A 22609-nucleotide genomic window follows, 5' to 3' on the forward strand; every position below is an offset into this window, starting at 1 on the left:
GGAACGTCCATGCCGTTGCTCGACAAGAAAATTGCCATCGTGACAGGCGCAAGCTCCGGTCTCGGCCGTGCGATCGCGCTTCGCTATGCCGAGGAGGGCGCGACTGTCGTGATCGCCGATGTTTCCGACGCTCCGATCGAGGGGGGCGAAACCACCCTCTCGCGCATCGTGGCCGCAGGCGGAAAGAGCGTTTTTGTCAAGACTGACATCTCCAGCTGGGCCGATGTCGATGCGCTGATCTCCCACGCTGTAGCCGAGTTCGGCCGGCTCGACATCATGGTCAACAATGCCGCAATCTATACGTCGACCAATCTCCTCGAGACGTCGCCGCAACAATGGGATCGGGTGATTGCCGTCAACGTCACCGGGTACTTCTACTGTTGCAAGCGGGCCGCTCAGCAGTTTCTTGCGCAGGAGCTGGTCGGTGACACGCGCGGCCGGATCATCAACATTTCGTCGCAGCATGGCATGGTCGCCTGCCCGGGTGATTTTCCCTATAGCGTCAGCAAGGGTGCGATCGTGCAGATGACGCGGCAAATTGCCGTCGACCACGCTGAAGCGGGAATCGTCTGCAATGCGATCGCTCCTGGCAAGATCGTCACCGGCAAACCGGGTGTCGCCAACGCTCCTGACGCACTCGAATACTCGCGCCGCCGCACGCCCTGGCCGCGGCTCGGCGAGCCGAGCGACGTCGCGAGTGCCGCACTTTTCCTCGCAAGCGACATGGCGAGCTACATGACCGGCGTCAACCTGATGGTCGACGGCGGCTGGATGGCGGGCTGATCACAGCGCCGCGCAAAATTCGAAATAACGGAAAGGAAAGAGACCATGGATCTCGGATTGAAAGGCAAGACTGCCCTGGTATTGGGCGCTGGCGGAGGACTTGGCGGAGCGATTGCCCGGACGCTGGCAGCGGAGGGTGCGCAGATCGCTGTCGCCGATATCAACAAGGAGGCCGCCGACAAGACGGTCGCGGACATCGTCGCGGCTGGCGGTTCGGCCATGGCGCTTCAATGGGACGTTGGCGATCTCGGCGTGCTGCCGCCCAATCTCGCGGCTATCGACAAGCAGTTCGGCTCGGTGGACGTGCTTGTGAACATCACCGGCGGCCCGCCGCCGACAGTCGTTTCAGGCCAGAGCGCCGATAGCTGGCGCAAGTATTTCGACAGCATGGTCCTGTCGGTCATCGCCATCAGCGACGCGGTACTTCCGGGTATGCGGCAAAAGAAGTGGGGCCGCATCATCACCTCGACATCATCGGGCGTGGTCGCGCCGATTCCCAATCTTGGCCTATCGAACGCGCTACGCATGTCGCTTCTCGGCTGGTCGAAGACCCTGGCCGGCGAGGTCGGCCGCGATGGCGTGACTGTCAATGTGGTCCTGCCGGGACGCGTTGCCACACAGCGTATCAGCTTCCTCGACGAGCAGAAGGCGAAGCGAGAAGGCAAGGCAGTCGAAGAGGTATCGGCGGCGAGCACCGCGTCGATCCCAGTCGGCCGCTATGGCGATCCGCAGGAATATGCCGATGTCGTCGCTTTCGTCTCGAGCGTTCGCGCTTCCTACCTCACAGGGTCGGTCATTCGCATCGATGGCGGCTTGATTGCCAGCGTTTGAGGAGATCATGCTGATTGACTTGACCATAATTCCGGACGTCCCGAGCATGTCGCCGGGCTCGCGCGTAAACGCATTTGCGCCGACGAGATCTGGGCCTTCCAAGAGCTTGGCGACGGGCTGAGCATTTCACCCACCTGAATGACGCCACAAAGGGTTGCCGCGCCGGTGAGCGGCGCGGTTCTTCCCACGCACCCTGGGAGCATCAGCGGCATCCCGACCTTGGCTGCGATTCGATCGCACGATCCGGCCGTAGAAAAAGCAATGAACCGCGAACAAATCGACGCCGATTTATTCCGAGCAGCTTGGGTTGCCGGTATCAACGTTGTAACAGACAATGCAGTCGAGAGCCTGCAATATTTGGCTACGATGGCTAGGCCGTCGATAGCTCGCTACCGAGCGTCAACCGGCGATCTCAGGTGGGATATGGATGCCGTCCTCGAAATCGGACCAGCGAAAGTCCAGCGGAGCGGGGAAGTCGCGGGCACACGTTCGGCGGAGACGTCTCGAATGCGATGACGTTCGACGCTGACTATGGCGACGTGAACCTCAGCTACGGTGTTTCCTATTTGTTGGAGGACGTCACTCCAAGCCCTACTACAGCCGGACCTACGCCAACAGCCCGGGTGTCTGGATGAACCCAAGCAGTGGTCAGCGCGCAATCGGAAGTGCCTAGACGGTGGTGGCGCGACCTATAAGATAAACGACAATGTCAGCCTCGACTTCCAGGCGGAAATCCTCATAGACAAATTCTATGTCGATGCCTTGGAACCCTTCGCCTGGGCGCACATTTCGGGCTACGCTCACGGCGAAGTTCTGACCGCTTTGCAGCACGGCCGTCATCCCAGGATTTTCCTCTTCTCGGCATCGTATTCGTCGCCACTGATTGCGCCGCTATCCTTCAGCTTCGCGAGTCGCTCGAGCACCTCGACGGCGTTCGAAGACATGGTGCCGCCCGCGGCCTTCGTAGTGGCGGGCGCGACCTCGTCGGTGCCGGCCGTGCAGTACCAGATAATCAGCGCGATGGTTCCGACCGGAAACAGGTACGACAGGAGCTGATGCCAGCCGCTTCTATTCAGGTCATGCAGACGACGGGTTGCGAGAGCGATGGTTGGAAGAAGGACGCCGAGACTAAAGAGGCCAGACAGAGCATCCGTCGGATCGATAGCACTGAGAACTGCCGAAACGATGACGAGGAAGAAGAATGAAAACCAGAATTCCGATCGGCTGGCGCGGCCTTCGAACGTCGCGTACTTTTTAAAGAACGTCGAAATCGCCTGTCCGAACCCCATTGAAGAAGGAGCCTGCCCAAAGCGGTTTACGCCTGACGGTGGGCTCTTGAACACGAAGAATAGCGGCAACCCGAATACAATAAGAACAACAAGCATATGCCAGACCGAAAGGCTTTCCATAGTTTCCCCCTTTGAATAACGCCCGAATAAATTTCTAGTTTTGGCCTCGCACTCAAGTCAATGTCCCGCTTTCGTCCAATTCAGTTCTGTCAAATCGACCAGTAAGTCGCAGGATACGTAGCGAACATATTTTCATTATCCGAATTGGTTACATGGACATGATTGCGCAATATCGGCCTCCGTGATCTGATCCGCCCGGGGAAATCTCGTGTCTGGCGTGTGGGGCGATGAAGTTACGTAGCCGTTACAGGCTTGTTATTGTGACATTGCTAGCTTTTGGGCTGATTGCGGCTGTTGCACCATTCTGGTTGAAGGAATGGGTGGAATCCATCACGGACAACCCAACTCTCGACAAGATTCACGCTGTTTCCCAGGGCCTCGGCTTCCTTTCGTTGCCCAGCGTGCCGGTGACGCTGGTGCGCATCGATGACCAAAGCTTCGCGGCGTGGCAACGTCCTTTTCCAATCACCAAGGCGATCATCGCCGGCTTGATAGAGAAGGCGAGGACATCCAGTCCGCGGGCAATCCTTGTTGACCTCGATATATCCGCGGGAGGTGGCAAGGACGCCGACGTACTGCACGACTTACTCGACAGATGGCGACCATCAGACCCGCCCTTGCTCTTCCCAAGAGAGCTTTCGTTCGACCCCGACGGGAACAGCCTCCCTGCCTCGCCGTCCGACTTTGATATGCATTTCAAAGCCGGAAAACCGCTCTTTTGGGTGAACGTTCTTTTTGAGGTGGGTGACGGTGCCAAGGTTAGAAACTGGAACCTTTGGGAAGTGCCTAAGGGTGCCTGCCAAGCTCTCCTATCTCCGGCGATACTGTCTTATGCATTCAAGTTGGGTGGCACGGCGATGGTCGAGACTGCTCAGAGATATCTTGGCAGCCGCGACGGCGTAGGCTGCGCTCGCGAAGGGCAAGACATGCCGAGTGCTGTGCCAAGGTGGTTGAGCGACGCAGAGAAGAGCTCGGCGATCCAGTTTTCATTCCCAAAGAGTGACACTGCGATGTCCGCAATGATGGTCGAAGACGGTCATGTGCCCGCTCTCATTCAGTTGTCGGGATACCAGTTTGCGCAGCGTCCCATCGCCGCCAGTGCGTTGGCGGATCGCTTCGTCATCATTGGAAACAGCTACGCCTCCAACGGGGACTTCCACGACACCCCGATCGGGGAAATGGAAGGAATGCGCGTTATCGCAAATGCGGTCGCCAATTCCACAAAGGCTATTGCAGCTGCAGAGTATCCGACGAAGGTCGCCGTCATCCTATCGAGCATGTTCCTCGCGGGTCTCGTCGCATTTCTGACCTTCACATTCAAATCCCTCATCTCGGCCCCGCTGGCGTTGCTGGTGGGGATCGTCGTGTACACCGCCTGCAACATCAATCTCGGCGCTGCCGCAGCCCAGTCCGTCGTCCAGTACGCCATCGTAATCTGGGTGCTGGTGATCGCACTGGAGTCTGTTGAATCGATATGCCGCGGGTTTCTCGAGGGGCGCAGCTGGAGGTCGTTTCTCAATGGGTAGACGTGTCTGGATGTGGGGAAAACCGACATGCGTCATGTTAGCGAGCTGTATTCTCTTTGCACCCGCGGCATCTCTGGCTGGACAGCCGGCGGCCGTGATCGTCGACTACGACGGCGCGGCCGCCATCATCGGCACGCGATCGGGCACAGCGATGGAGTTCCAGCTGGGGAGTGTGTTGGAGGAGGGGGATCGCCTCGATGTTCCAGACCCCGGCTTTGTCAAACTGAATCGAGGCGGGGCCTGCGGACTATTGCTCTCACCCGACACATCGAGGTCCGAGGAGCCGGGATGTTCGATCAGTCGCGTTTCGACGTATTCTGTCCCGTCCTCCGGACTGACAGGTGACGTTTCGAGCAGATATCAGCAACTGGCGGAAGTCTTGGGCTGGTGGGACCCCGAACGCAAGTCGAAGCCGATGCGCAGCAGGGAGTCCTACGGCCTTCGCGTTCCCGCCCTGGACAATGTGGCGAAGCCCTTGCTTGTCGCGGGAGGCAGGACGCTTGAGGTGCGCTGGGTGGACGGCAAGCCACCCTTCCGGCTGAAGGCAATTGCTTCTGACGGCAAGCAGGTCGACGGCATCGTAGCCGATGGCGCTCGCACTGGCAGTGTTCGTATCCTCATCGAGACTGGCAAGACATTTCGCCTGGAAGTGGCCGATGCGTCCAAGGTGGTTTCCTACAAAATCTACGGGATCGCAGCTTTCGAGGACGCGAAAGGTGCAAAGCCCTTGGATGACTACGACCGGGCATCCCAAATCGTCGCGGCAATCTCGAAGAGCGGCGGTGACTGGGCATTCGAAGGCGTCCAGCAGATCAAGGGTCTTGCACTCGAGCCCCGCATCAAGACTGCACTGACCAGCGCGATCGAATACGGAGACTGGCCATGAAAGTCTTCCGTTTGTTTGTCGCGACGGCATTCAGCACTTTGCTCTATTTCGTCGCTGCCACGGCGACCTCGGCGATGGAAGGCATGATCACAGGGCCGGAGCATTCCGCGATCAAGCAAATCATCCAGACCGACTACGTGACATCCGACCAGCTGGATAACGCTGTCGTGGTGCTTCGCCGGCTGATCGAGGCAAGCGAGGTTCAGTTCGGCAAAACCAGCCGACAGGTTGGCGTATTGCTCTGCGACATCGGCGAGGTGGCTTACAAGCAGGCCAATTTCCTGCAGGGTAAAGCCAAAACCGACAAACTCAGGAGAGCGACCGCCGCACTGGTGTCAGGCGCAGACATGCTGAAGCCCTATCAGGCAGAGCATGACGGCTATATCATCCAACGGGCACGCGCCTATCGGTTTGCAGGTATGGCGTATCTTGCCTTGGGCGACAAGAGGAGCGCCGAGTCCAACTTGCGAAATGGACTTGCCATTCACTGGAAGAGATACAACGACAATGCCTACCAACTTCAGTTTTTCCCGACATTGTTTGACGCCGTAGAAGGTCCTGAGGCGAAACGAAAGGTAGCCGAAGCAGAGATTAAGATCGCGCGAAACGTCTACAACGTTCCGACCGGAAGTGGGCACGCGAGCCTGGATGGTCCACTCAAGCGGCTACGAATTGCCGAGACGGAAGGCAATCCGCTCATCGCGAAGCTCGAAGCATCTCGCAGCAAGGCTGCCGGCCTTGCTGAGGCAGGCAAACGCGATGCGGCCTATGAGGAGATCGCTTCCTTGTTTTCGATAGCGACAAGCGAGAGCGATCGCAGTCTATTCATCGGCCGGATGAAGCCGCGGCCGTTTTTCATCTACGATGATCCCGACGCCGGCCAATCCGTCAGCTGGAGCGACGACAAGGCCGCCTATGAGATGGGGCCCTACGACTACGTTGCAACGAAATTCTTCGTCGATCACACTCTTATGCCGTTCATCGCGGAAGGGAGGAACAACCTGTTCACCTTGCTATCGCAATGGCAGGAAATCTACGATTCTGGAGACCGTGAGAATGCCGCTTACTTCTGCCGGCTGATTCCAGGGAACTACACCGGATACAGTGGTTTTGACCTGCCTGGCTTCGATCGTAGCCAGCCAGTCATCCCTCCATTTTGTGCTGCGTCCGTTCAGTGGGCCGGATGGATGCGAATGCAAGGTATCATCGGGCAGGGGCGGCAGTTGGTCGAGATGGGTATCGACCTGCTGCCCGTCGACGTCCGCGAGACACCTATCGGGAAGAAGTTCCTTGCCGACAGCCTCGGGCTGATGTCTGCCTTCGAGGCCTATTACGGCTCTCCGGATAGCTTCCTCTCAGCGTATGAGCGCCTTACCGACGTGGATGCTCCATCATCGGCTGAATATGCCTTCTACGCGGCCATCATCCGTGACCAACCGGATGCGTTCATGGACGCGTTGAGACGGCTGGGTGCGGCAGCGTTGCTCCAAGGCGACGAGGAGGAGGGTCCCGGTCCTGTTTCGAAGTTGGCAATCATCGGACCGAAGGTCGCTGAGGCGATTTGCGCCCAACAACCAACGGAGCTACCGGCGATCGTGCGCGCGTCGTTTTGCGCCGATGATGCGGCGATCTCGCCTGATCAGTTACGTGCCGAGTTGCAGAGTGCCTCGAAAAGGTTGGAGCTAGGACAGGTCAAGCCGTTTTTCGCTATTCCGAATTGGCGAATTCTGAAACTTCTCGCGGCCCCCGAATACGCAGCCCTCCGGCCTTTGGCGAAAGCCGCGTTCTCGCCTGGTGAGGTGGCTCAGTTTCAGGAGCGTAAGCTTTCGAAGCGCGAGCAGGCGTTTCTCAAGACGCCAAAGGACCACGACACCTATATCCAGCAAACGCCGAACGACACTCGCTTTGCCGACCAGGTGTCTGACGACTTCGACGCAGCTTTCATCTCTACCGCGCTCTTCGAGGCTGGAAAGGTCGACATGGCGAAATCATGGGCTCTTCCGGCTATCGAGCGTTATCAGTCCGCAAGCCCTCCGCAAACGATATTCAGTCTTTGGCTGGCGGATACCTATGAGGAGCAGACATATCTCGACGGCTGGAGATGGCTTCTCATGGATCGCCCGCTTCTTGCCAGTGCCGCCTTTGGAAAGCACATCCCGGAACATCTCGCATACACCCGAGGAGGCGTAGGCGAGGGCGCGCAATCGAGCCTCGATTGGGAACGCGTGATCGGGTGCTATCACGGGCGGATGATCGCGGGCACCCAGCTCCACGATGATCTGTCAGCTCGAGCGGACGCCCGATCGCTGGTTTCGTACGTCAAATTCGTCCTCGGTCTGCAGAGCTTCTCACGCAACGAAACCAGAGAGGTCATCGTTCGGGTTGCTCGCCCGGCTCTGAACGAAGCGCTTTCCGTTCTCGTCGACGGGCGCGAGCTCTCTCCTGACGACGTGGAAGCGGTCTTCGAGATCGTCCAGATGATGAAGCCGAGTGGGACGGGTGCGACCATTGCCCGTCTTGGCGCGAGGCTTTCTGCGGTGTCTCCGCAGCTGGCAACTCTTGCCAAGCAGCGCGAAGAGTTGCGTCAGAAGTGGCTTGCGACGCCGGTTGATCAAGTCGCGGATCGCAAAGCGTTGGCCGTCCAGGTTGACGACATTGATTTGGAGCTGGCCAAGCAGTTTCCCAAATACGTCGAGATATCAGGCACGGTCGCCGTGTCGGTTGAGCAGGCGACCGCCGCATTGTTGGATGACGAGGCTCTGATCGCATTTCTCGACACGGGCGACAACTTTCTGGTGGTGGCTGCGAGCAAGGCAAGGACCGCTGTCATCAAGACGGAGATGTCTTCGGACGATGTAAACGACTTGGTGCACGAGCTCAGGCGAGGACTTGAACTTCGCGGAGGACGGGTTCCTGCCTTTCGCGGGGAGGCGGCATATCAGTTATACCGCCAACTCTTCGAACCGATCGAAGCCAAGTGGACCATGTCGCCGAGACACCTGATTTTGGTGCCGGACGGCTCTCTTGAGAGCATTCCTTTCGCGGTGCTGCTGACTGAAGAGATGGCGCGGGATGATTTCGGTGGCGCGAAGTGGCTATCGGACAAGTACACCATGACGCGCGTGCCATCGGTCGCATCACTGATGACACTGCGAGCCGGAGCCGGCGCGAAACCGGGCGGGGAGCCTCTGCTTGGGATCGGTGACCCTGTTCTGGATGGCAGTCCTGATACCGAGCGCGGCGGTCTGGCTGCCTCGAAGCTGGTCGCCCTCCGGGGTGGCGCGAATGTGCAGGATATCCGGGCGCTTCCAAGGTTGCCGGAAACGGCCGACGAGCTAAGGGCCCTACAAAAGAGCCTAAATGCACCTGACGGCTCGTTGTTGCTTGGACAGATGGCGACGGAGACGTCATTGAAGGGCGAGGACCTGACCAGGTTCCAGACACTCGCCTTCGCGACCCATGGCCTGCTCGCCGGAGAGATAACTGGGGTTCAGGAACCTGGGCTGATCATGACGCCACCGGCGGTGGCGACGCCGACCGATGACGGATATCTTTCTGCCAGCGATATAGCTGCGTTGAACCTCAATGCCGAGGTCGTCCTCCTCTCGGCATGTAACACCGCCGCGCCCGAACAGGCCGGAGCGGAAGGGCTTTCGGGACTAGCCAAGGCGTTTTTCTTCGCGGGTGCCCGAAACCTGGTGGTGTCACACTGGGCTGTGGACTCGGCGGCGACCGCGGCCTTGACGACGAGAATGTTTGAAAACAGGGGTAGCGGGAAGTATAAGACCTACTCGTCGGCACTGGGAGATGCGATGCGCGAATTGCGGTCGAGCGACGAGGGCAGGTATGCCCATCCGCTGTTCTGGGGACCATTTGAGGTGGTCGGCGCGGATTGAGGCGGCGTAGAGTTCGTGCTCAAACTCCTTCAATCAGCCGTCTTTCTTGCAAAGACGTCAAGCTTTGGTGGCTGACGTGGGGCGCAGGTCTGGTGACGGTGGGCTGGTTTGTCACGTCACTCGGCTTCTCGTTCTATCTCAAGCATTTCGCAAATTTCGACGCCACCTACCGAGCTTGAGCACCAAACATCGAGGGACACGACGACCGGTTCGCCTCGGTCCATGAGGACTCGAGGCGCGTATGTCGCCGACACGTTGGGCGAAGCTTCCGACTGAGTGCGAACACGGCCCGCGCACCGCGGGCTCTCCGGTTTGGTCCGGAGATCGGCCGGCGGCTCGGTCAGATTTTCGGTCGCATGTCCGAACCGATCGACCCGGTTCCAACCCCAGAATGGATAGAGGTCTCCCGCGCGGTCGCGGAGCCAATCGGTGCCGCCTAGACCATCAATAAATCTCTTGGTCGCTTGGTGAAGCAGCTCGTCGGCGAACTCCAGCGCCGGGGGCTTGGCGTCCGGCGCACCGCGGCAAGGCCAAGACCGTCCGCCGAACCGGTGATGAACGCGCATTTCCTTGGCTCCAAGTGTGCAGCGAGTTGATTTTCCATACCGAGCAGAAAAATGTGTGTGACGCCACCACGGTCAAGTCAGTGGCTACGGGTGCAGAGACGATGAATGCGTTGACTGGAAATCCTTGAGCGTGGGTTGTCATTGGCGCTTGAAATCCGGTGGTGTAAGAGCCATCTGACCGGCATTTCTGAGCAATGGGGATTATCGATGACGACAGTAGAAGATCGGCAACCTGAGCACCACGCATTCGAAGCCGATGTCAGCCGGCTGCTGCACATGATGGTGCATTCGGTTTATTCGGACAAGGATGTGTTCCTCCGCGAATTGATTTCGAATGCTGCGGATGCCTGCGAAAAGCTGCGTTACGAGTCGATTTCCCGGCCGCAGCTCTCGGCGGATTCGACCCCGCCGGGAATTCTCGTGAGCCTCAATGAAGAGGCGTTGACCCTCGTCATCGAGGACAATGGCATCGGCATGAGCCGCGATGAAATGATCGACGCGCTCGGCACGATCGCGCGCTCTGGCACGAAGGCGTTCATGGAGCGGCTTGAGGCTGCCAAGGCTGGTGAAAAGGCTGAATTGATCGGCCAGTTCGGCGTCGGCTTCTATTCCTCGTTCATGGTCGCCGAACGGGTCGACGTGATTTCTCGCCGTGCTGGTCAGGACGAAGCCTGGAAATGGTCGTCCGACGGCAAGGGAAGTTACGACATCGTCGCAGTCGATCTCGAAGCGGCGCCGGCGAGGGGCACGCGTATCGTGCTGCATCTCATGCAGGACGCAAAGAAGTATACGGGCAAATGGACGGTCGAAAAGATCATTCGCGACCAGTCCGGCCACGTGCCTGTCCCCATTCGCCTTCTTGAAAAAGAGGGTGCTGAGCCGTCGCAGGTTTCCGATGGCGCAGCACTTTGGACAAAGCCGAAAAACGAGATATCCAAACAGGACTATGACGATTTTTATCGCGTTGTCTCCGGTCAGTATGACGAGCCACTGGCCAATGTGCATTTCCGCGCCGAGGGTCGCCACGAATACACAACGCTCGCCTTCATCCCCGGTTCTCAGCCCTTCGACCTGTTCGATCCAGACCGCCAGGGTCGGATGAAGCTTTACGTGAAGCGCGTCTTCATTACCGACGAAGCCGAGTTGCTGCCGCGTTACCTGCGGTTCGTCCGCGGCATCGTTGACACCTCGGATCTGCCGCTTAACATTTCCCGCGAGATGATTCAGGAAAGCCCGGTGCTTAGCGCCATAAAGAAAGGCGTGACCAGCCGGATCCTTACCGCGCTGGAGAAAATGGCCGAAGGCGAAGCCGAGACGTTTTCCAAATTCTGGGACCTGTTCGGGGCGATCCTCAAGGAAGGGATCTACGAAGACTTCGAGCGGCGCTCGCAGTTGCTGAAGCTGGCCCGCTTCCGCAGTACCGTGGCCGGTGAGACGACCCGTAATCTGGCCGACTACCTGGCGTCGATGAAAGAGGGGCAGTCGGCGATCTATTACATCAGCGGCTCCAGTCTGGACCAACTAAAATCGTCGCCGCAACTCGAAGGTTTTCGAGCCAGAGGTATCGAAGTCCTTCTTCTTACAGATGGCGTAGATAATTTCTGGCCGACGAATGTCCCAGATTTCGAGGGAAAGTCCTTCAAGTCGGTCACCCAGGGTCTTGCCGATCTGGACGACATTACCGGCGAGGGAAGCACAGATAAGCAGGCCCTGGAAGCCTCTCCCGACGTCGCAGCATTCATCGATTTTGCGCGAGCTAGCCTGAAGGAGGAGGTTACCGACGTGCGGGTCTCCGGTCGGCTGACCGAAAGTGCCGTCTGCCTGGTCGCCTCCGAACATGGGCCAGATCGACAGCTCGAGAAACTTTTACAGGGGGCAGGGCGGCTACAGACCGCTTCGAAGCCGATCCTGGAAATCAATGCGCAGAACGAACTCGTGAAAAGCATCGCTGCGATGGACGATCAGGCGTTTCGCGAAGATGCCGCCTGGCTCCTGCTCGACGAAGCCCGCATTCTCGACGGGGACAAGCCTACCAATCCGCGCGCTTTCGCCGAAAGGCAGGCCAGACTGTTTGCATTGGCGATCGGACGGGCGAGATAGCGCCACACCCAAACGACCTCTTGCTGGCAGGTCAAAAACCTACAATTTGCAGTCTTGCTGGAAAATCGGTCGGATCAAGCTTCGCTGCATAGCAGCCTTCACAGCGAAGCTTGATCCCTGCCGCACCGTGTCCGGCGCCTTTCGAACGCCACAACAGATGGCGATGTCCCGATCTAGCATTGCCGCTCGCATCTTGTATGAAACGAACCTCGCGTCGCTCCTGAAGCCGCAGCAGGCCATCAGCCGTCATGCCGATGATGTCTGGTTCCCGACACCACATGAAATCGATGCGATTTGAGCAGCCGTTTAGGCGACGGATGGGCCAACATCTTCTAATAACCAGGCTGGCGATTTTAGTCCTTCACGGCGCGAAGATGCCAATGATCAGTCCGCTTCTACCGATTGCCCGCTCGCCTAATCTTAAAGCTTCTTCAAAGCATATGAGTCGAGGTAACCACAAGCAATGCAACGGAACGTCACCACCTCGTAAACCGCTTTGCCTTTGAGGCTTAAACCGGAAAATAAACTTTTTACAGGTTTTCCTTCAACCCAGGTCTCTGATGACAAGAGGGCGCTATCCCCTTTCTCGAGCAAAAAACCCTCTTCCATATCGGACCTGCATTGACTGCATTGGTGGGACATATCCAGACCTTATATTGTTAGGCTCTTGTCTCATATTAACCGGCCTCCGGATCTCGTCGAGATCACTCATACGTGGACCCAGACTGGACCTCCCGGACGACGCTGCCGAATGCTTCCTGAAGGAGTTCGGCCATTGGCCGCGCGCCTTTCTCCTGGTTGAAGATATCTCCAGCAATGCGCATCGCTCCGACGGAAACCATAGCGACGACACGCAACGCCGTTGATCGCTCAGGCTCGGGCCACCGCTCTCTGAGCGCGTCGTATATCTCAAGTTCTTGCTGCACGTATGATATCTGCTTGCGCGCTTGAACGCTTGGACTGGTCCTCATCAACCTATCCATCTCGATCATGTCGTCCGTCGGGATCGCATTGCACACGCTCACCACAGCATCTCGTACCGCGTCAATCGGCGTCGAGGTCGCGGGAGCCTTTCGCACCGCATCCGCCAACATCTCGCCGATCCCACTTTGGAGAGACAGCAGAATCTCGTCCTTCGACGTGAAGTAGTAGAAGAAGGTTCTGCGCGAAATCCCTGCGGCCGCGGCAATTTCGTCAAGCGTTGTGTGGTCGATTCCTTTCTGAACGAAAAGAGCGATGCCTTTCTCGGTTATGCGCTTTTTTGTCTCGCGCTTCTTTCGTTCCCGTAGGCCATCGCCTGCTTGAACGTCACGCTCGGTTTTCTTCACCACAGCCTCTTGTATAATTACACTCAGTGCGATATTAAATTTTACACCAAGTGCGAGAATGATGGAAGAGGCGTGAAATGACCAAGTGGCACGAGACCGACATACCAGATCAGCGCGGGCGATCCGCCGTGGTGACAGGAACGGGTGGACTAGGGCTTGAAACCGCTCTATCGCTCGCCCGCGCAGGGTGCGATGTGACCATAGCCGGCCGCAATCCTGAAAAAGGGGCCGACGCTGTATCGCGCGTTAAACACGCCGCTCCCAAAGCCATTGTGCGGTTTGATACACTCGATCTTGCAGATCTCTCCTCAATCGTGTCGTTCGCCCAGCGGATGGAAAACGAGAGGGAGAGCGTGGATTTGCTGGTGAACAATGCCGGCATCATGGTGCCGCCGAAGCGGCAGGAAACGCGTGACGGCTTCGAGTTGCAATTCGGAACGAACTACCTCGGCCATTTCGCATTGACGGCTCAGCTGATGCCACTGCTATCAAGGGGGACGGACGCCCGTGTCGTCACCGTGTCCAGCGTGGCAGCTCGTGCAGGAAAGATCAATTTTGACGACATCAATTCTGAGAGGCACTATCGTCCGATGGAGGCCTACAGCCAGTCGAAACTTGCATGTTTGATGTTTGCGCTCGAGCTCCAGGCTCGAAGCCGAGCTGCAGGGTGGCGCGTCTCAAGCATAGCGGCACATCCCGGGATCTCTCGGACCGATCTGCTGCACAATGCACCCGGACGAAATAGCTTGCAGGGTCTGGCGCGAACCTATCTCTGGTTTCTCTTCCAGCCCGTCGCGCAAGGCGCTTTACCGCAGCTATTCGCCGCCACCTCGAAGGAGGCCAAATCAGGCGGCTACTATGGGCCCGATCGCCTTGGCGAAACACGCGGACATCCGCAACCGGCAAGCATCCCGCAACAGGCTCTCGATAAAGCCGCCAGTCAGCAGCTTTGGGAGATCTCCCAACGTATGACTGGCCTTTAAAATATCCTTATCCGGAGCTGACGAAAAGTGCCTCCGGCTCTTAAACGCCCGCACACATGTCTGTTTGCGCGTTGCTTTGCTTGTAGGGACATGACAATGCAGTGCGAGGGCGCTCAGCGGGAGTTCGGTGATCGGGTGCACCAGGGAAACTCTTGGCTCAGTTACTTGGCTGCTCTCATCGAGGACGCCAGCTTATGGGGTCGACGGTCGATTCCTTTCAAGGCGACTGATACCGAAACATTCAACCAGGAGTTCGCCACGCACTGCTAGCACCGCTCGTGGGCTGACGTGGCAATCCTCATCGCCTAACATTTGACGTGCTTAGCGAGTTCTTTGAATTTCGGCACATTAGGTGCCCCTGGAGGTAGTCATGACCAAACTCGCGCTTTACGTTCCGCTCGAGGCGAAGCCCGGCAGGGAAGAGGCGGTCGCCGAATTTCTCCGATCAGCCCTACCGCTGGTCGATGCCGAGCCCGGCACGATGTCCTGGTATGCAATCCAGGAGGGCCCCAGTTCGTTTGCAATTTTCGATACGTTCGACGATGAGGGTGGAAGGGAAGCCCACTTAAACGGCCAGGTCGCCGCGGCTTTGATGGCAAAGGCCGCAGAAGGCGAGCTGTTCGCCAGGCCGCCACAGATCCACAAGCTGTCCATCCTTGCGGATAAGCGGATGTAGGCATCACGGGATCTCTGTGATCCGAATGGACCAAATTGCCCTGTGTTTTAGCTGAAGACGTGAGAATGGCGTCAGGATGACTTGGCGCCCGCAACTGACTTCAGCCTAGTCCAAGCCTTCTAGGCCTCTTCCGCCTGTCCGGTTTGTTGGTTTGAATTTGACATCACTGCGACCCTGGAACTGGTGGCCGCGCAGGGCTGTCTTTCTTCAATTTCAAGTCGCCCCGAGAGAAGGAGATCGAGCGTCGACAAGCGGCCGGGATCCCGCTCAACATGAGATTACGAGGAGCTTCAAGGGTTCCTCGACCCATTCTACCGCAGCTACAAATGCTCCGACGGCCGCAGTCACCACGATCTCCGGTAAGATGTTCCATGTGGCTGTTCTTGATGGCGACACTTTGATCGAGGGGCGATTTAAAATAGAAGGTTCAAAAGAACCGAAATGGATCGATTGGATCGACAGTATTGGTGAAGATGCTGGGAAAGTAATCCCCGCCATCTACACGCTTTCACAGGACATCTTCGAGTCTGCCGCGGCCGATCCAGATATGAAACGTCCGGTAGATTTTTGCGGTGGTAAAGGAATAACGATCAGAGGATTTTTCAGAATCTGCGGATAGTGAGCCTGCCCGCTGGGCTCTGTTCAGATCCTAGTCGTCAGCGAAGCATTTTCAACGCGTGCTACCAAACGATTGAGCTTCCGTCATAGGCAAAGAAGCCGCCGGTATTCGCAGGCCGGAGCGCGTCAAGCGCCTGAAGGGCCGATCGCGCGGCCTCGTCTGGCTTCGACCTTTCGTAGCCTGAGGAAAATGGATCCGACAGGGAGGTCGCAACACTGCCCGGATGCATTGCGACCAGCACCGATGCAGGATTTGCCCTGGACACGTCGATCGCGGCCGTGTGGACCTTCTGGTTCAGCGCAGCCTTGGAAGAACGATAAGAAATCCACCCGCCGAGCTCATTGTCGCCAATCGACCCCACGCGAGCCGACAGGAAAGCTAAGATCACCCCGCTTCTTCTTGGCAAGCAACGGAGCAAAGTACTTCAATAGTAATGCCGGTCCGATGGCATTGACGGCAAATTGGTTCATCATTGAGATCTGGTGGATCGATTTCTCCGGCCCAACACCATCTATCGTGAGAGCACCTGTCGCGCACACAATCAAATCGAACGACGTTGATTGAAATCGATCGGCTGCGAGATGGACGGATTCCTCGTCATTGCCGACGCCGCCACTGGCACCGATCACCAAGGCCGAGTATCCGGGGGCCAACGATGTCAGCAGCTTACCCGCCATTGAACGAACTCCCTTCACATAGGATGGTTAGCTCGAACAATCAGCAGCGCACCAGCATCATAAAGCGCGACTGATCCTGCGCACAGCTGTCGAAACGGCCAAGGAATGTCGTCGTTATGGTTTTTGCACCCTGCTTTTGGATGCCGCGCATCGCCATGCACATATGTTCTGCTTCAATCATGACGGCCAAGCCTTTCGGTCGCAGGCTCTCATCGAAAGCTTTTGCAATCTGCGACGTCATTGTTTCCTGTGTCTGCAGCCGACGGGCATAAAGGTCCACGAGTCGCGCCATTTTTGAAAGTCCAAGAACGGCGCCATCCGGGAAATAGGCGATATGGGCAACACCGTGGAACGGCACCATGTGATGCTCACAATGCGAATGGAATGCGATATCCTTGACGACGACCATGTCTTTGTAACCGGCGACATCCGAAAACGTCTTCGCCAAAATCTCTTCCGGCGCTGCGTCGTAGCCGGCAAAGAGCTCACGATACGCTTTGGCGACGCGCTTCGGGGTGTCAAGAAGGCCCTCCCGCGTTGGGTCGTCGCCAGCCCAGCGGATCAAGGTGCGCACGGCGGCCTCGGCTTCCTCCTGGGTGGGCAGGTCCGCGGCCGCAAAAAATCCGGTGTCGTTTACGATTGCGTCCATCAGAAACGTCCTTCGCTATGATAACCGCGCTGTTACGGCGTCGATCATCGGTCGGATCAAATTTCCGGCAGATCAGATCCCCACTCTTTGATCTGTTTCGCGATGACCTCGTAAACGCGCTTGTATTCTTGGAGCGATGAAAAGGCGCGAACAATCGTGACAGTTGGAAACGTCTTATTTTCGCGCGGTACAGTGAGTGCAATCGATAGCAGGGATCTTGTAGTTCGCATTCATGGCTGCCGCTCGGTTGGCGACGGTGGCGTTCGAAGCGATATGGTCGCGGTGTGCAACACTGGCCGTCCTGCAGCAGCAATGATCCGGCAGGCCGAGTGGCGCAACAATCCGGCCGTGAAAAGTGCAGCGGAGATCTGGTGCGTTCGCGACGCTTCAAAGCTCGCGCAAATTCAACCCGATGCTAGCTGTAAAGGGGCGGCGCACGTTAGCGGGCTAGCGAAGGCGCTTAGTAGCATGGTGGGTCAGTAGGATGGGCAAAGGGCACCGCGTTTTGGCAATCGTCTTGACGTATTTGGGAACGTTACCGTTTTGGCTGCTCATAGTTGTTTCGTTTATCGCGCCACAATTTGAAGCGCAGCGCGCGTTCCTAGCGTATGGAGCAATTATCGCCTCGTTCATGGCGGGAACGCTTTGGCGGAGCGCACTCAACGGTCGCGCCGGCGTCTTCGTTACCCTGTTTAGCAACGTTCTGGCACTGTTCGCATTTGCAACGCTTCTCATCGGATCCATAACGATCGTCCTTTTGGCTCAGATGATTTTGTTTGGTCTTCTCCTCGTCGTTGACGCCAGTACTATCGTCGAAGACGACGACCTGCGTTGGTACCTGAAGCTTCGTGGCAGTGTGACGCTAGTCGTTCTTTTCGCTTACTGCACGATGACGCTTTATTCAGTCCTTTAAGCGGAGCGAGGCGAGAATCAGCCAAAATGGATTGCTCGCGGTGGTCCGCTCCGCATTGTCTAATATGCGAAGATACGCCGCATCACGTCGAGACCCGGTAAGGTTTGGCCCGAGCTTTAAGGACCTGTCATAAAGCTCATCAGATGAGCCAAAGCAGGACTGCATTGCGACAGATACAAGCTATGGAAGGATCATAGCACCAGCTTTGCTCTCTGAACCTGCCCGAACTCACAGGCTTCATAGTCAAAAATTATCACTGCGCGGGGAACTCTAGCTGACGCACGTCGTAACCCAACTCGCTCGCCTTCCGGACCATGCGTTGAAGTTTGCTCTTCGAAGGTACTGCTCGCGCGTAGATCCACAGGTTGGTCATTGAGCGGTCGGCGCTTATAAACCAGGATTTATCCGGTGACTTGTACAAAACCCAGTAATTGAATGTGATGAACCAAGGATAACGGACGCGCATTTTGGCGTTGGTCGTTTCATAATCGGTGATGGTACCGATACCCTTGACGGTCTTCAAGCGTCCTTTCGGTGTATCCACCCTGCAACCATCCTCGACCAGGATCTCGCTAGGCGACGGTCCCTGACGATATGACGAGTAGCCGGCAACACAACCGTCGGTCAGGTACATCGGTCTTCTGGCGATTTCCAGCCAGGTGCCGCGGTAGTGATCTGGTTCGACCTTCACGACATCGGGTTCGGCCCGAGCGAGGCACGTTGCCGACACAACAACGGCGAGAGCGAGAAGCAGCGGCCGTACGCTACGAAGATGATTTTTCATTGAGACCTCCCTTGATCGTTAATTTGCACCTGAGTTCCTGATGTCTCTGATCGGCGCCAAATCCCCGCGTATCGCAGCCCGATAAAGGTCATCAGGCTCGCGACAGCGAACGCATTGAGACTGAATAGCGTGGAAAGATCGCTTTCGCTCCAAACGTGCAACGGCGCACCAATGAATGATCGCGAGGCGACAAAGACGACGAACACGAAGGCAGCTATTCCTCGCTGCCACCATTTCTCATCTGGATGGAACGAAATTGCCGCCAACATGATGCAGGCCGCAAAAAACAATTCTGTTCCGGAGTTCTGGCCGAACAGCTTCGTCTCGAACCATGTATCGAGTGTTCCAATAAGGGGTAGCGCGATTCTAGCAGCTAGCGGCGAGCGCTTCGCCAGAACAGGGATCATCAGCATGAGCGGAGCGGCTGCCAGCGTCCAAAGTGACGCAGGCATTCCATTGCCTACCAGATACCAGACATAGAACGGATAGAATGGCTTGTTTGCGATGATCACCCAAGCGATCGTGACCGTCGCCTGCGTCAAGGGGTCTTGCAGTCGATCGATAGCGTTCATCTGACGGGTCCCATCAAATAGTGGCCGACACCCCAGATGTCGCCGCCTTCGTGACCGAACAGCCCCGCGGTGGAAAGAAAAAACAGCCGCCAACGGCGCTGCCACAGGGCAGCGCCAGCTCCGTATACCTCGATAAGAATTGGCCGGATCTGTTCAATGCCTCGATCGAAATTGGCAAGCCAGTCGAGCGCAGTGCGGCGATAGTGCAGTCCAGACCAACGCCATTCCGCTTCTACCCGGAAAAGATTGTCGAACCTATGTGGCAGATCGTGAGCCGGCATGATTCCACCTGTGAAGAAATGCTGTGCAATCCAGTCTGCAGGATCGCCGCGGTCGAAGCGGTAGGATCTGTTCTTGTGAGTGAAGACGTGGAGGAAGAGCTTGCCGTCCGGCTTGGTCCAGCCGCGAATACGATGGAGTAGGGCGTTCCAGTTCGACATATGCTCGAACATCTCCACTGAAACCACGCGATCGAACCGCTCGTCGGTCTCAAACTCGTTCATATCGGCAGTGATGACGTCGAGATTGCTGATGCCATGCATGTTTGCGACGCTGAGAATATGCGAGCGCTGCGACGCCGAATTGGATACTGAGAGAATACGAGCCTTCGGAAATTTCAGTGCAAGGTGGAGCGAAAGCGAACCCCAGCCGCAACCAAGCTCAAGGATTTCCATGCCATCTTCGATTTCAGCATGTTTAACGGTCTCCGCGAGCGCGAGCGCCTCCGCTTCGGCAAGTGAGGTCGTGGCGTCGGGATAAAGACAACAGGAATACTTCCGCTGCGGACCGAGGACTTGCGCGAAGAACTCTGCCGGTACCTCGTAATGCTGACGGTTGGCTTCTACCGTATGAGTGGCGACGGGAAAGCGATCCATCTCATCCACGAAAGCCTGTTCAGCCTCATTGGTTGTCGACAAAAGCCGTCGTTTCATCCTGCTGCAAAGCAAATCTATCGCTGCGAGGGATATCCCGTCTGGTATGGGGGTGCGTTCAGCGGTGTTGATGGCAAAAGCCAGCATGTTCATGGAGCGTCTCCGCGGGGAATGGACGAGGGTTTGCGGCGCGGGCCGGGGAAGAAGGCGTTGACGCGCTGCTGTTGGGCACGAAACCTAGCGCCGCGCGTTCGCAGCATATAATCTTCAAGGGGCGGAATACCGGAGACGTGAACAAGCAGCCAATACATCATGGCCGGAGCCAACAGCGATAACCAGCTCCATATCGACCCAGATAGCGCAAAGAGGGGAAGGCAGCACCAGAACAGCCATTCGAAGAAATAATTTGGATGGCGGGAGTAGCGCCATAGACCCAGCTCGCAAACGCCTGTTCTGGCGCCGGGGGACTTCCTAAAGCGAGCCAATTGGGCATCCGAAGCCGCCTCGCCCCCCAAGGCAATAAAGCCAACCCCGATGGCAATGAAATCCAGAGTGCGAAGGAGATTTTCGCCATTGGCTGCTGCCAGATAGACGGCCAAGACAAGAACGAAAGCGGCAATCGCCTGCACTTGCAAGAACACGAAGAGCCGCCATGGCGCGCTATCGCCCCACTCCTCGATAAATTTCGCGTAGCGGGGATCCTCTTTCGCACCTCTGGTGCGCGCGCCAATATGGCTGGCGAGCCTGAGCGACCAGAGTGCCACGAACATCAGCACCATTATGCGACGACTGGTATTACCATCGGCGAAGATTGCCGCCGCGATGCCGCCGGCCCCCACAGCCAGAGACCAAATCGTGTCAATCCAGCCGCTGAGGCCGGTCGTGCGCTGTATCACCCACGCGCCAGCCATCGCCACAGAGAGCCCAATCGCGATGATCACTAGAGGATTGATGTCCATCATATTCCCGAGAACGATTTGCTTCCGAGCGCCTCTACGCCGGTTGCGGCAACTCGGTTTGCGGACCGCAATCAAAAAATGCGAAAAAATCTTCGCTTGAGAGAACCGCTGCGAATTCAGTCCGTAAAGATCGTCAATTCTTAAATTTATAGAGAGAGGATACCTATGGCATTTGGAGCTCGCGCTGCCGGATCACGCCGCATCAAGGTTGGGATTATCGGCAGCGGAATCTCAGGTCTTTCCGCCGCTTGGCTTTTGGCAAAAAATCATGACGTGACCCTGTTCGAGGCCGCAGATCGCATTGGCGGTCACAGCAACACCGTAGAATTCGAGGCTGACAGCGGCAAGGTTGCGGTGGATACCGGCTTCATCGTCTACAACGAAGTGACCTATCTCAATCTCACGGCGCTGTTCGACACACTGGACGTCTCGACAGCAGCCTCCGATATGTCATTCGCAGTATCCCTCAACGAAGGGCAATTCGAGTATTCCGGCGGCACTGGACTTGGCCTGTTCGCCCAGTGGTCAAACGTCGCCAATCCCCGCTTCTGGTCGATGATGCGCGATCTTCTGCGCTTTTATCGCAACGCACCGCGCGATCTCCCATTAATGGGCGGCATTTCTCTAAACGACTATCTTCATCGGAGCGGTTACGGACGCGCATTTCGCGAGGACCACCTCTATCCGATGGCGGCGGCGATCTGGTCGACGCCTGCGATGGAGGTTGGCGCCTATCCTGCAGCCAGCTTTGTCAAATTCTGTTGCAATCACGGACTTCTTGCTCTCTGGAATAGACCAGCGTGGCGCACGGTCCGGGGCGGCAGTCGGGAGTATGTGGCGCGGATGACTGCTGGTTTCGCTGACCGTGTAAAGCTCTCGACGCCAGTTAGAAATATCCGCCGCCTCAGCGATCACGTCGAAGTGCGCGACGCATCTGGAAAAATCTATATGTTCGATGACGTTGTCGTTGCGACGCATGCGGACCAGGCGCTCCGGATGTTAGCCGACCCTACCGAAGAGGAGCGCAGGATCCTTGGAAGCTTTCGCTATTCTCGGAACGAGGCGGTTCTGCATGGCGATACCGGCTTCATGCCAAGGCGCCGTGCAGCCTGGTCAAGCTGGAACTACGTCGCCGACAGAGGAGTTTCGGACCGGCGGGATCAGGCGAAGCCATCGATCACCTACTGGATGAACAAGCTGCAGCCTCTCGGTGTTGCGCCCCCCACCTTCGTCACGCTCAATCCGACCCGTCCACCGCGCGCCGATTCGATCATCGCAACAGAGACTTACGAGCATCCGGTTTTCGATCTCGCCACAGACCGGGCCCAGCGCGAAATCTGGTCACTTCAGGGCACACGAAAGACTTGGTTTTGCGGCGCACACTTCGGCTCTGGTTTCCATGAGGACGGCATTCAGGCGGGTCTCGCCGTCGCCGAAGATCTCGGCGGCGTGCGGCGCCCATGGGAAGTCAGTGATGAAAGCGGCCGCATCGTCCGCATCCCGTCGGCACGACCGTTTGACTTGATGGCTGCCGACCAGAAGGTGATGGCATGACGATTACAAGAAGAACGTCATGGCCT

20 protein-coding genes and 3 pseudogenes are annotated in these 22609 nt (G+C 57.3%); 13 read left to right on the top strand and 10 right to left on the bottom strand.

Going from position 1 to position 22609, the window contains the following annotated elements; translation table 11 throughout:
- Nucleotides 1-9: 9 nt before the first annotated feature.
- Together AB4Z25_RS12415 and AB4Z25_RS12420 are read left to right on the top strand one after the other, a co-directional pair.
- A complete protein-coding gene (locus AB4Z25_RS12415) occupies nt 10-783 on the top strand; it encodes a glucose 1-dehydrogenase (RefSeq protein WP_112540175.1) in 774 nt (257 codons plus the stop codon).
- 45 nt (nt 784-828) lie between these two features.
- On the top strand, nt 829-1614 hold the full coding sequence (locus AB4Z25_RS12420; protein ID WP_112516698.1) for an SDR family oxidoreductase: 786 nt from the start codon (nt 829-831) through the stop codon (nt 1612-1614).
- Between the two features lie 669 nt (nt 1615-2283).
- On the opposite strand, the gene AB4Z25_RS12425 is transcribed toward AB4Z25_RS12420, so the two are convergent.
- Complete coding sequence (locus AB4Z25_RS12425) at nt 2284-2454, bottom strand: hypothetical protein (RefSeq protein ID WP_162698816.1); 171 nt, start codon at nt 2452-2454, stop codon at nt 2284-2286.
- Entirely contained in the window at nt 2451-3023 is a 573-nt protein-coding gene (locus AB4Z25_RS12430; RefSeq protein ID WP_112389438.1) for a DUF805 domain-containing protein, read from the bottom strand. Before AB4Z25_RS12430 ends, AB4Z25_RS12425 begins: the two co-directional genes overlap by 4 nt.
- 227 nt (nt 3024-3250) lie before the next feature.
- Between AB4Z25_RS12430 and AB4Z25_RS12435 the strand changes: the two genes are divergently transcribed.
- From AB4Z25_RS12435 to htpG, 6 genes and pseudogenes are all read left to right on the top strand, one after another.
- Nucleotides 3251-4549 carry a CHASE2 domain-containing protein gene (locus AB4Z25_RS12435; RefSeq protein ID WP_112540177.1) on the top strand — a complete coding sequence of 433 codons (1299 nt, stop codon included), beginning with the start codon at nt 3251-3253 and terminating at the stop codon, nt 4547-4549.
- A gap of 94 nt (nt 4550-4643) precedes the next feature.
- Entirely contained in the window at nt 4644-5435 is a 792-nt protein-coding gene (locus tag AB4Z25_RS12440; protein ID WP_162698817.1) for a hypothetical protein, read from the top strand.
- Complete coding sequence (locus tag AB4Z25_RS12445) at nt 5432-9331, top strand: CHAT domain-containing protein (protein ID WP_112540181.1); 3900 nt, start codon at nt 5432-5434, stop codon at nt 9329-9331. Before AB4Z25_RS12440 ends, AB4Z25_RS12445 begins: the two co-directional genes overlap by 4 nt.
- Nucleotides 9332-9375: 44 nt before the next feature.
- Nucleotides 9376-9607 (top strand): annotated as a pseudogene (locus tag AB4Z25_RS12450) (YhjD/YihY/BrkB family envelope integrity protein); the annotation flags it as partial.
- Between the two features lie 2 nt (nt 9608-9609).
- Nucleotides 9610-9849: pseudogene (locus AB4Z25_RS12455) on the top strand (DNA polymerase Y family protein); the annotation flags it as partial.
- A gap of 255 nt (nt 9850-10104) precedes the next feature.
- Nucleotides 10105-11997, top strand: a complete 1893-nt coding sequence (gene htpG / locus AB4Z25_RS12460; RefSeq protein WP_112540183.1) for a molecular chaperone HtpG — start codon at nt 10105-10107, stop codon at nt 11995-11997.
- Between the two features lie 420 nt (nt 11998-12417).
- Here the strand turns inward: htpG and AB4Z25_RS12465 are convergent, their stop codons facing one another.
- Entirely contained in the window at nt 12418-12606 is a 189-nt protein-coding gene (locus AB4Z25_RS12465; protein WP_112516691.1) for a hypothetical protein, read from the bottom strand.
- 95 nt (nt 12607-12701) lie between these two features.
- Nucleotides 12702-13325: a TetR/AcrR family transcriptional regulator gene (locus tag AB4Z25_RS12470; protein WP_112540269.1), complete on the bottom strand. Its 624-nt coding sequence runs from the start codon at nt 13323-13325 to the stop codon at nt 12702-12704.
- 77 nt (nt 13326-13402) lie between these two features.
- On the opposite strand from AB4Z25_RS12470, the gene AB4Z25_RS12475 reads away from it, so the two are divergent.
- From AB4Z25_RS12475 to AB4Z25_RS12485, 3 genes are all read left to right on the top strand, one after another.
- The gene (locus AB4Z25_RS12475; RefSeq protein ID WP_112540185.1) at nt 13403-14308 is read left to right on the top strand and encodes an SDR family oxidoreductase; all 906 of its coding nucleotides are present in this window, start codon (nt 13403-13405) and stop codon (nt 14306-14308) included.
- A gap of 370 nt (nt 14309-14678) precedes the next feature.
- Nucleotides 14679-14984: an antibiotic biosynthesis monooxygenase gene (locus tag AB4Z25_RS12480; protein WP_112540187.1), complete on the top strand. Its 306-nt coding sequence runs from the start codon at nt 14679-14681 to the stop codon at nt 14982-14984.
- Nucleotides 14985-15357: 373 nt separating this feature from the next.
- Nucleotides 15358-15603 (top strand): hypothetical protein, encoded by a 246-nt coding sequence (locus AB4Z25_RS12485; RefSeq protein WP_162698818.1) that lies wholly within the window; start codon nt 15358-15360, stop codon nt 15601-15603.
- A gap of 61 nt (nt 15604-15664) precedes the next feature.
- Here the strand turns inward: AB4Z25_RS12485 and AB4Z25_RS12490 are convergent.
- Nucleotides 15665-16280: pseudogene (locus AB4Z25_RS12490) on the bottom strand (SDR family NAD(P)-dependent oxidoreductase).
- A gap of 40 nt (nt 16281-16320) precedes the next feature.
- Nucleotides 16321-16929 (bottom strand): GTP cyclohydrolase I FolE, encoded by a 609-nt coding sequence (gene folE, locus AB4Z25_RS12495; protein ID WP_442208111.1) that lies wholly within the window; start codon nt 16927-16929, stop codon nt 16321-16323.
- 505 nt (nt 16930-17434) lie between these two features.
- Between folE and AB4Z25_RS12500 the strand changes: the two genes are divergently transcribed.
- The gene (locus tag AB4Z25_RS12500) at nt 17435-17842 is read left to right on the top strand and encodes a DUF3429 domain-containing protein (protein WP_442208112.1); all 408 of its coding nucleotides are present in this window, start codon (nt 17435-17437) and stop codon (nt 17840-17842) included.
- A gap of 253 nt (nt 17843-18095) precedes the next feature.
- On the opposite strand, the gene AB4Z25_RS12505 is transcribed toward AB4Z25_RS12500, so the two are convergent.
- From AB4Z25_RS12505 to AB4Z25_RS12520, 4 genes are read right to left on the bottom strand one after another with little or no spacing between them, the layout of a single operon-like run.
- Nucleotides 18096-18626, bottom strand: coding sequence for a lipocalin family protein (locus AB4Z25_RS12505; RefSeq protein WP_442208113.1), 531 nt, complete (start codon nt 18624-18626; stop codon nt 18096-18098).
- Nucleotides 18623-19198, bottom strand: a complete 576-nt coding sequence (locus AB4Z25_RS12510; protein WP_442208114.1) for a hypothetical protein — start codon at nt 19196-19198, stop codon at nt 18623-18625. The genes AB4Z25_RS12505 and AB4Z25_RS12510 overlap by 4 nt, the downstream gene beginning before the upstream one ends.
- A complete protein-coding gene (locus AB4Z25_RS12515) occupies nt 19195-20223 on the bottom strand; it encodes an SAM-dependent methyltransferase (RefSeq protein ID WP_112445440.1) in 1029 nt (342 codons plus the stop codon). The genes AB4Z25_RS12510 and AB4Z25_RS12515 overlap by 4 nt, the downstream gene beginning before the upstream one ends.
- Nucleotides 20220-21032: a DUF1295 domain-containing protein gene (locus AB4Z25_RS12520; protein WP_047636765.1), complete on the bottom strand. Its 813-nt coding sequence runs from the start codon at nt 21030-21032 to the stop codon at nt 20220-20222. Before AB4Z25_RS12520 ends, AB4Z25_RS12515 begins: the two co-directional genes overlap by 4 nt.
- A gap of 162 nt (nt 21033-21194) precedes the next feature.
- On the opposite strand from AB4Z25_RS12520, the gene AB4Z25_RS12525 reads away from it, so the two are divergent.
- On the top strand, nt 21195-22583 hold the full coding sequence (locus AB4Z25_RS12525; protein WP_442208115.1) for an NAD(P)/FAD-dependent oxidoreductase: 1389 nt from the start codon (nt 21195-21197) through the stop codon (nt 22581-22583).
- Nucleotides 22584-22609 lie beyond the last annotated feature (26 nt).

This window comes from Rhizobium sp. RAF36 (assembly GCF_052114105.1).
GTDB lineage: Bacteria > Pseudomonadota > Alphaproteobacteria > Rhizobiales > Rhizobiaceae > Rhizobium.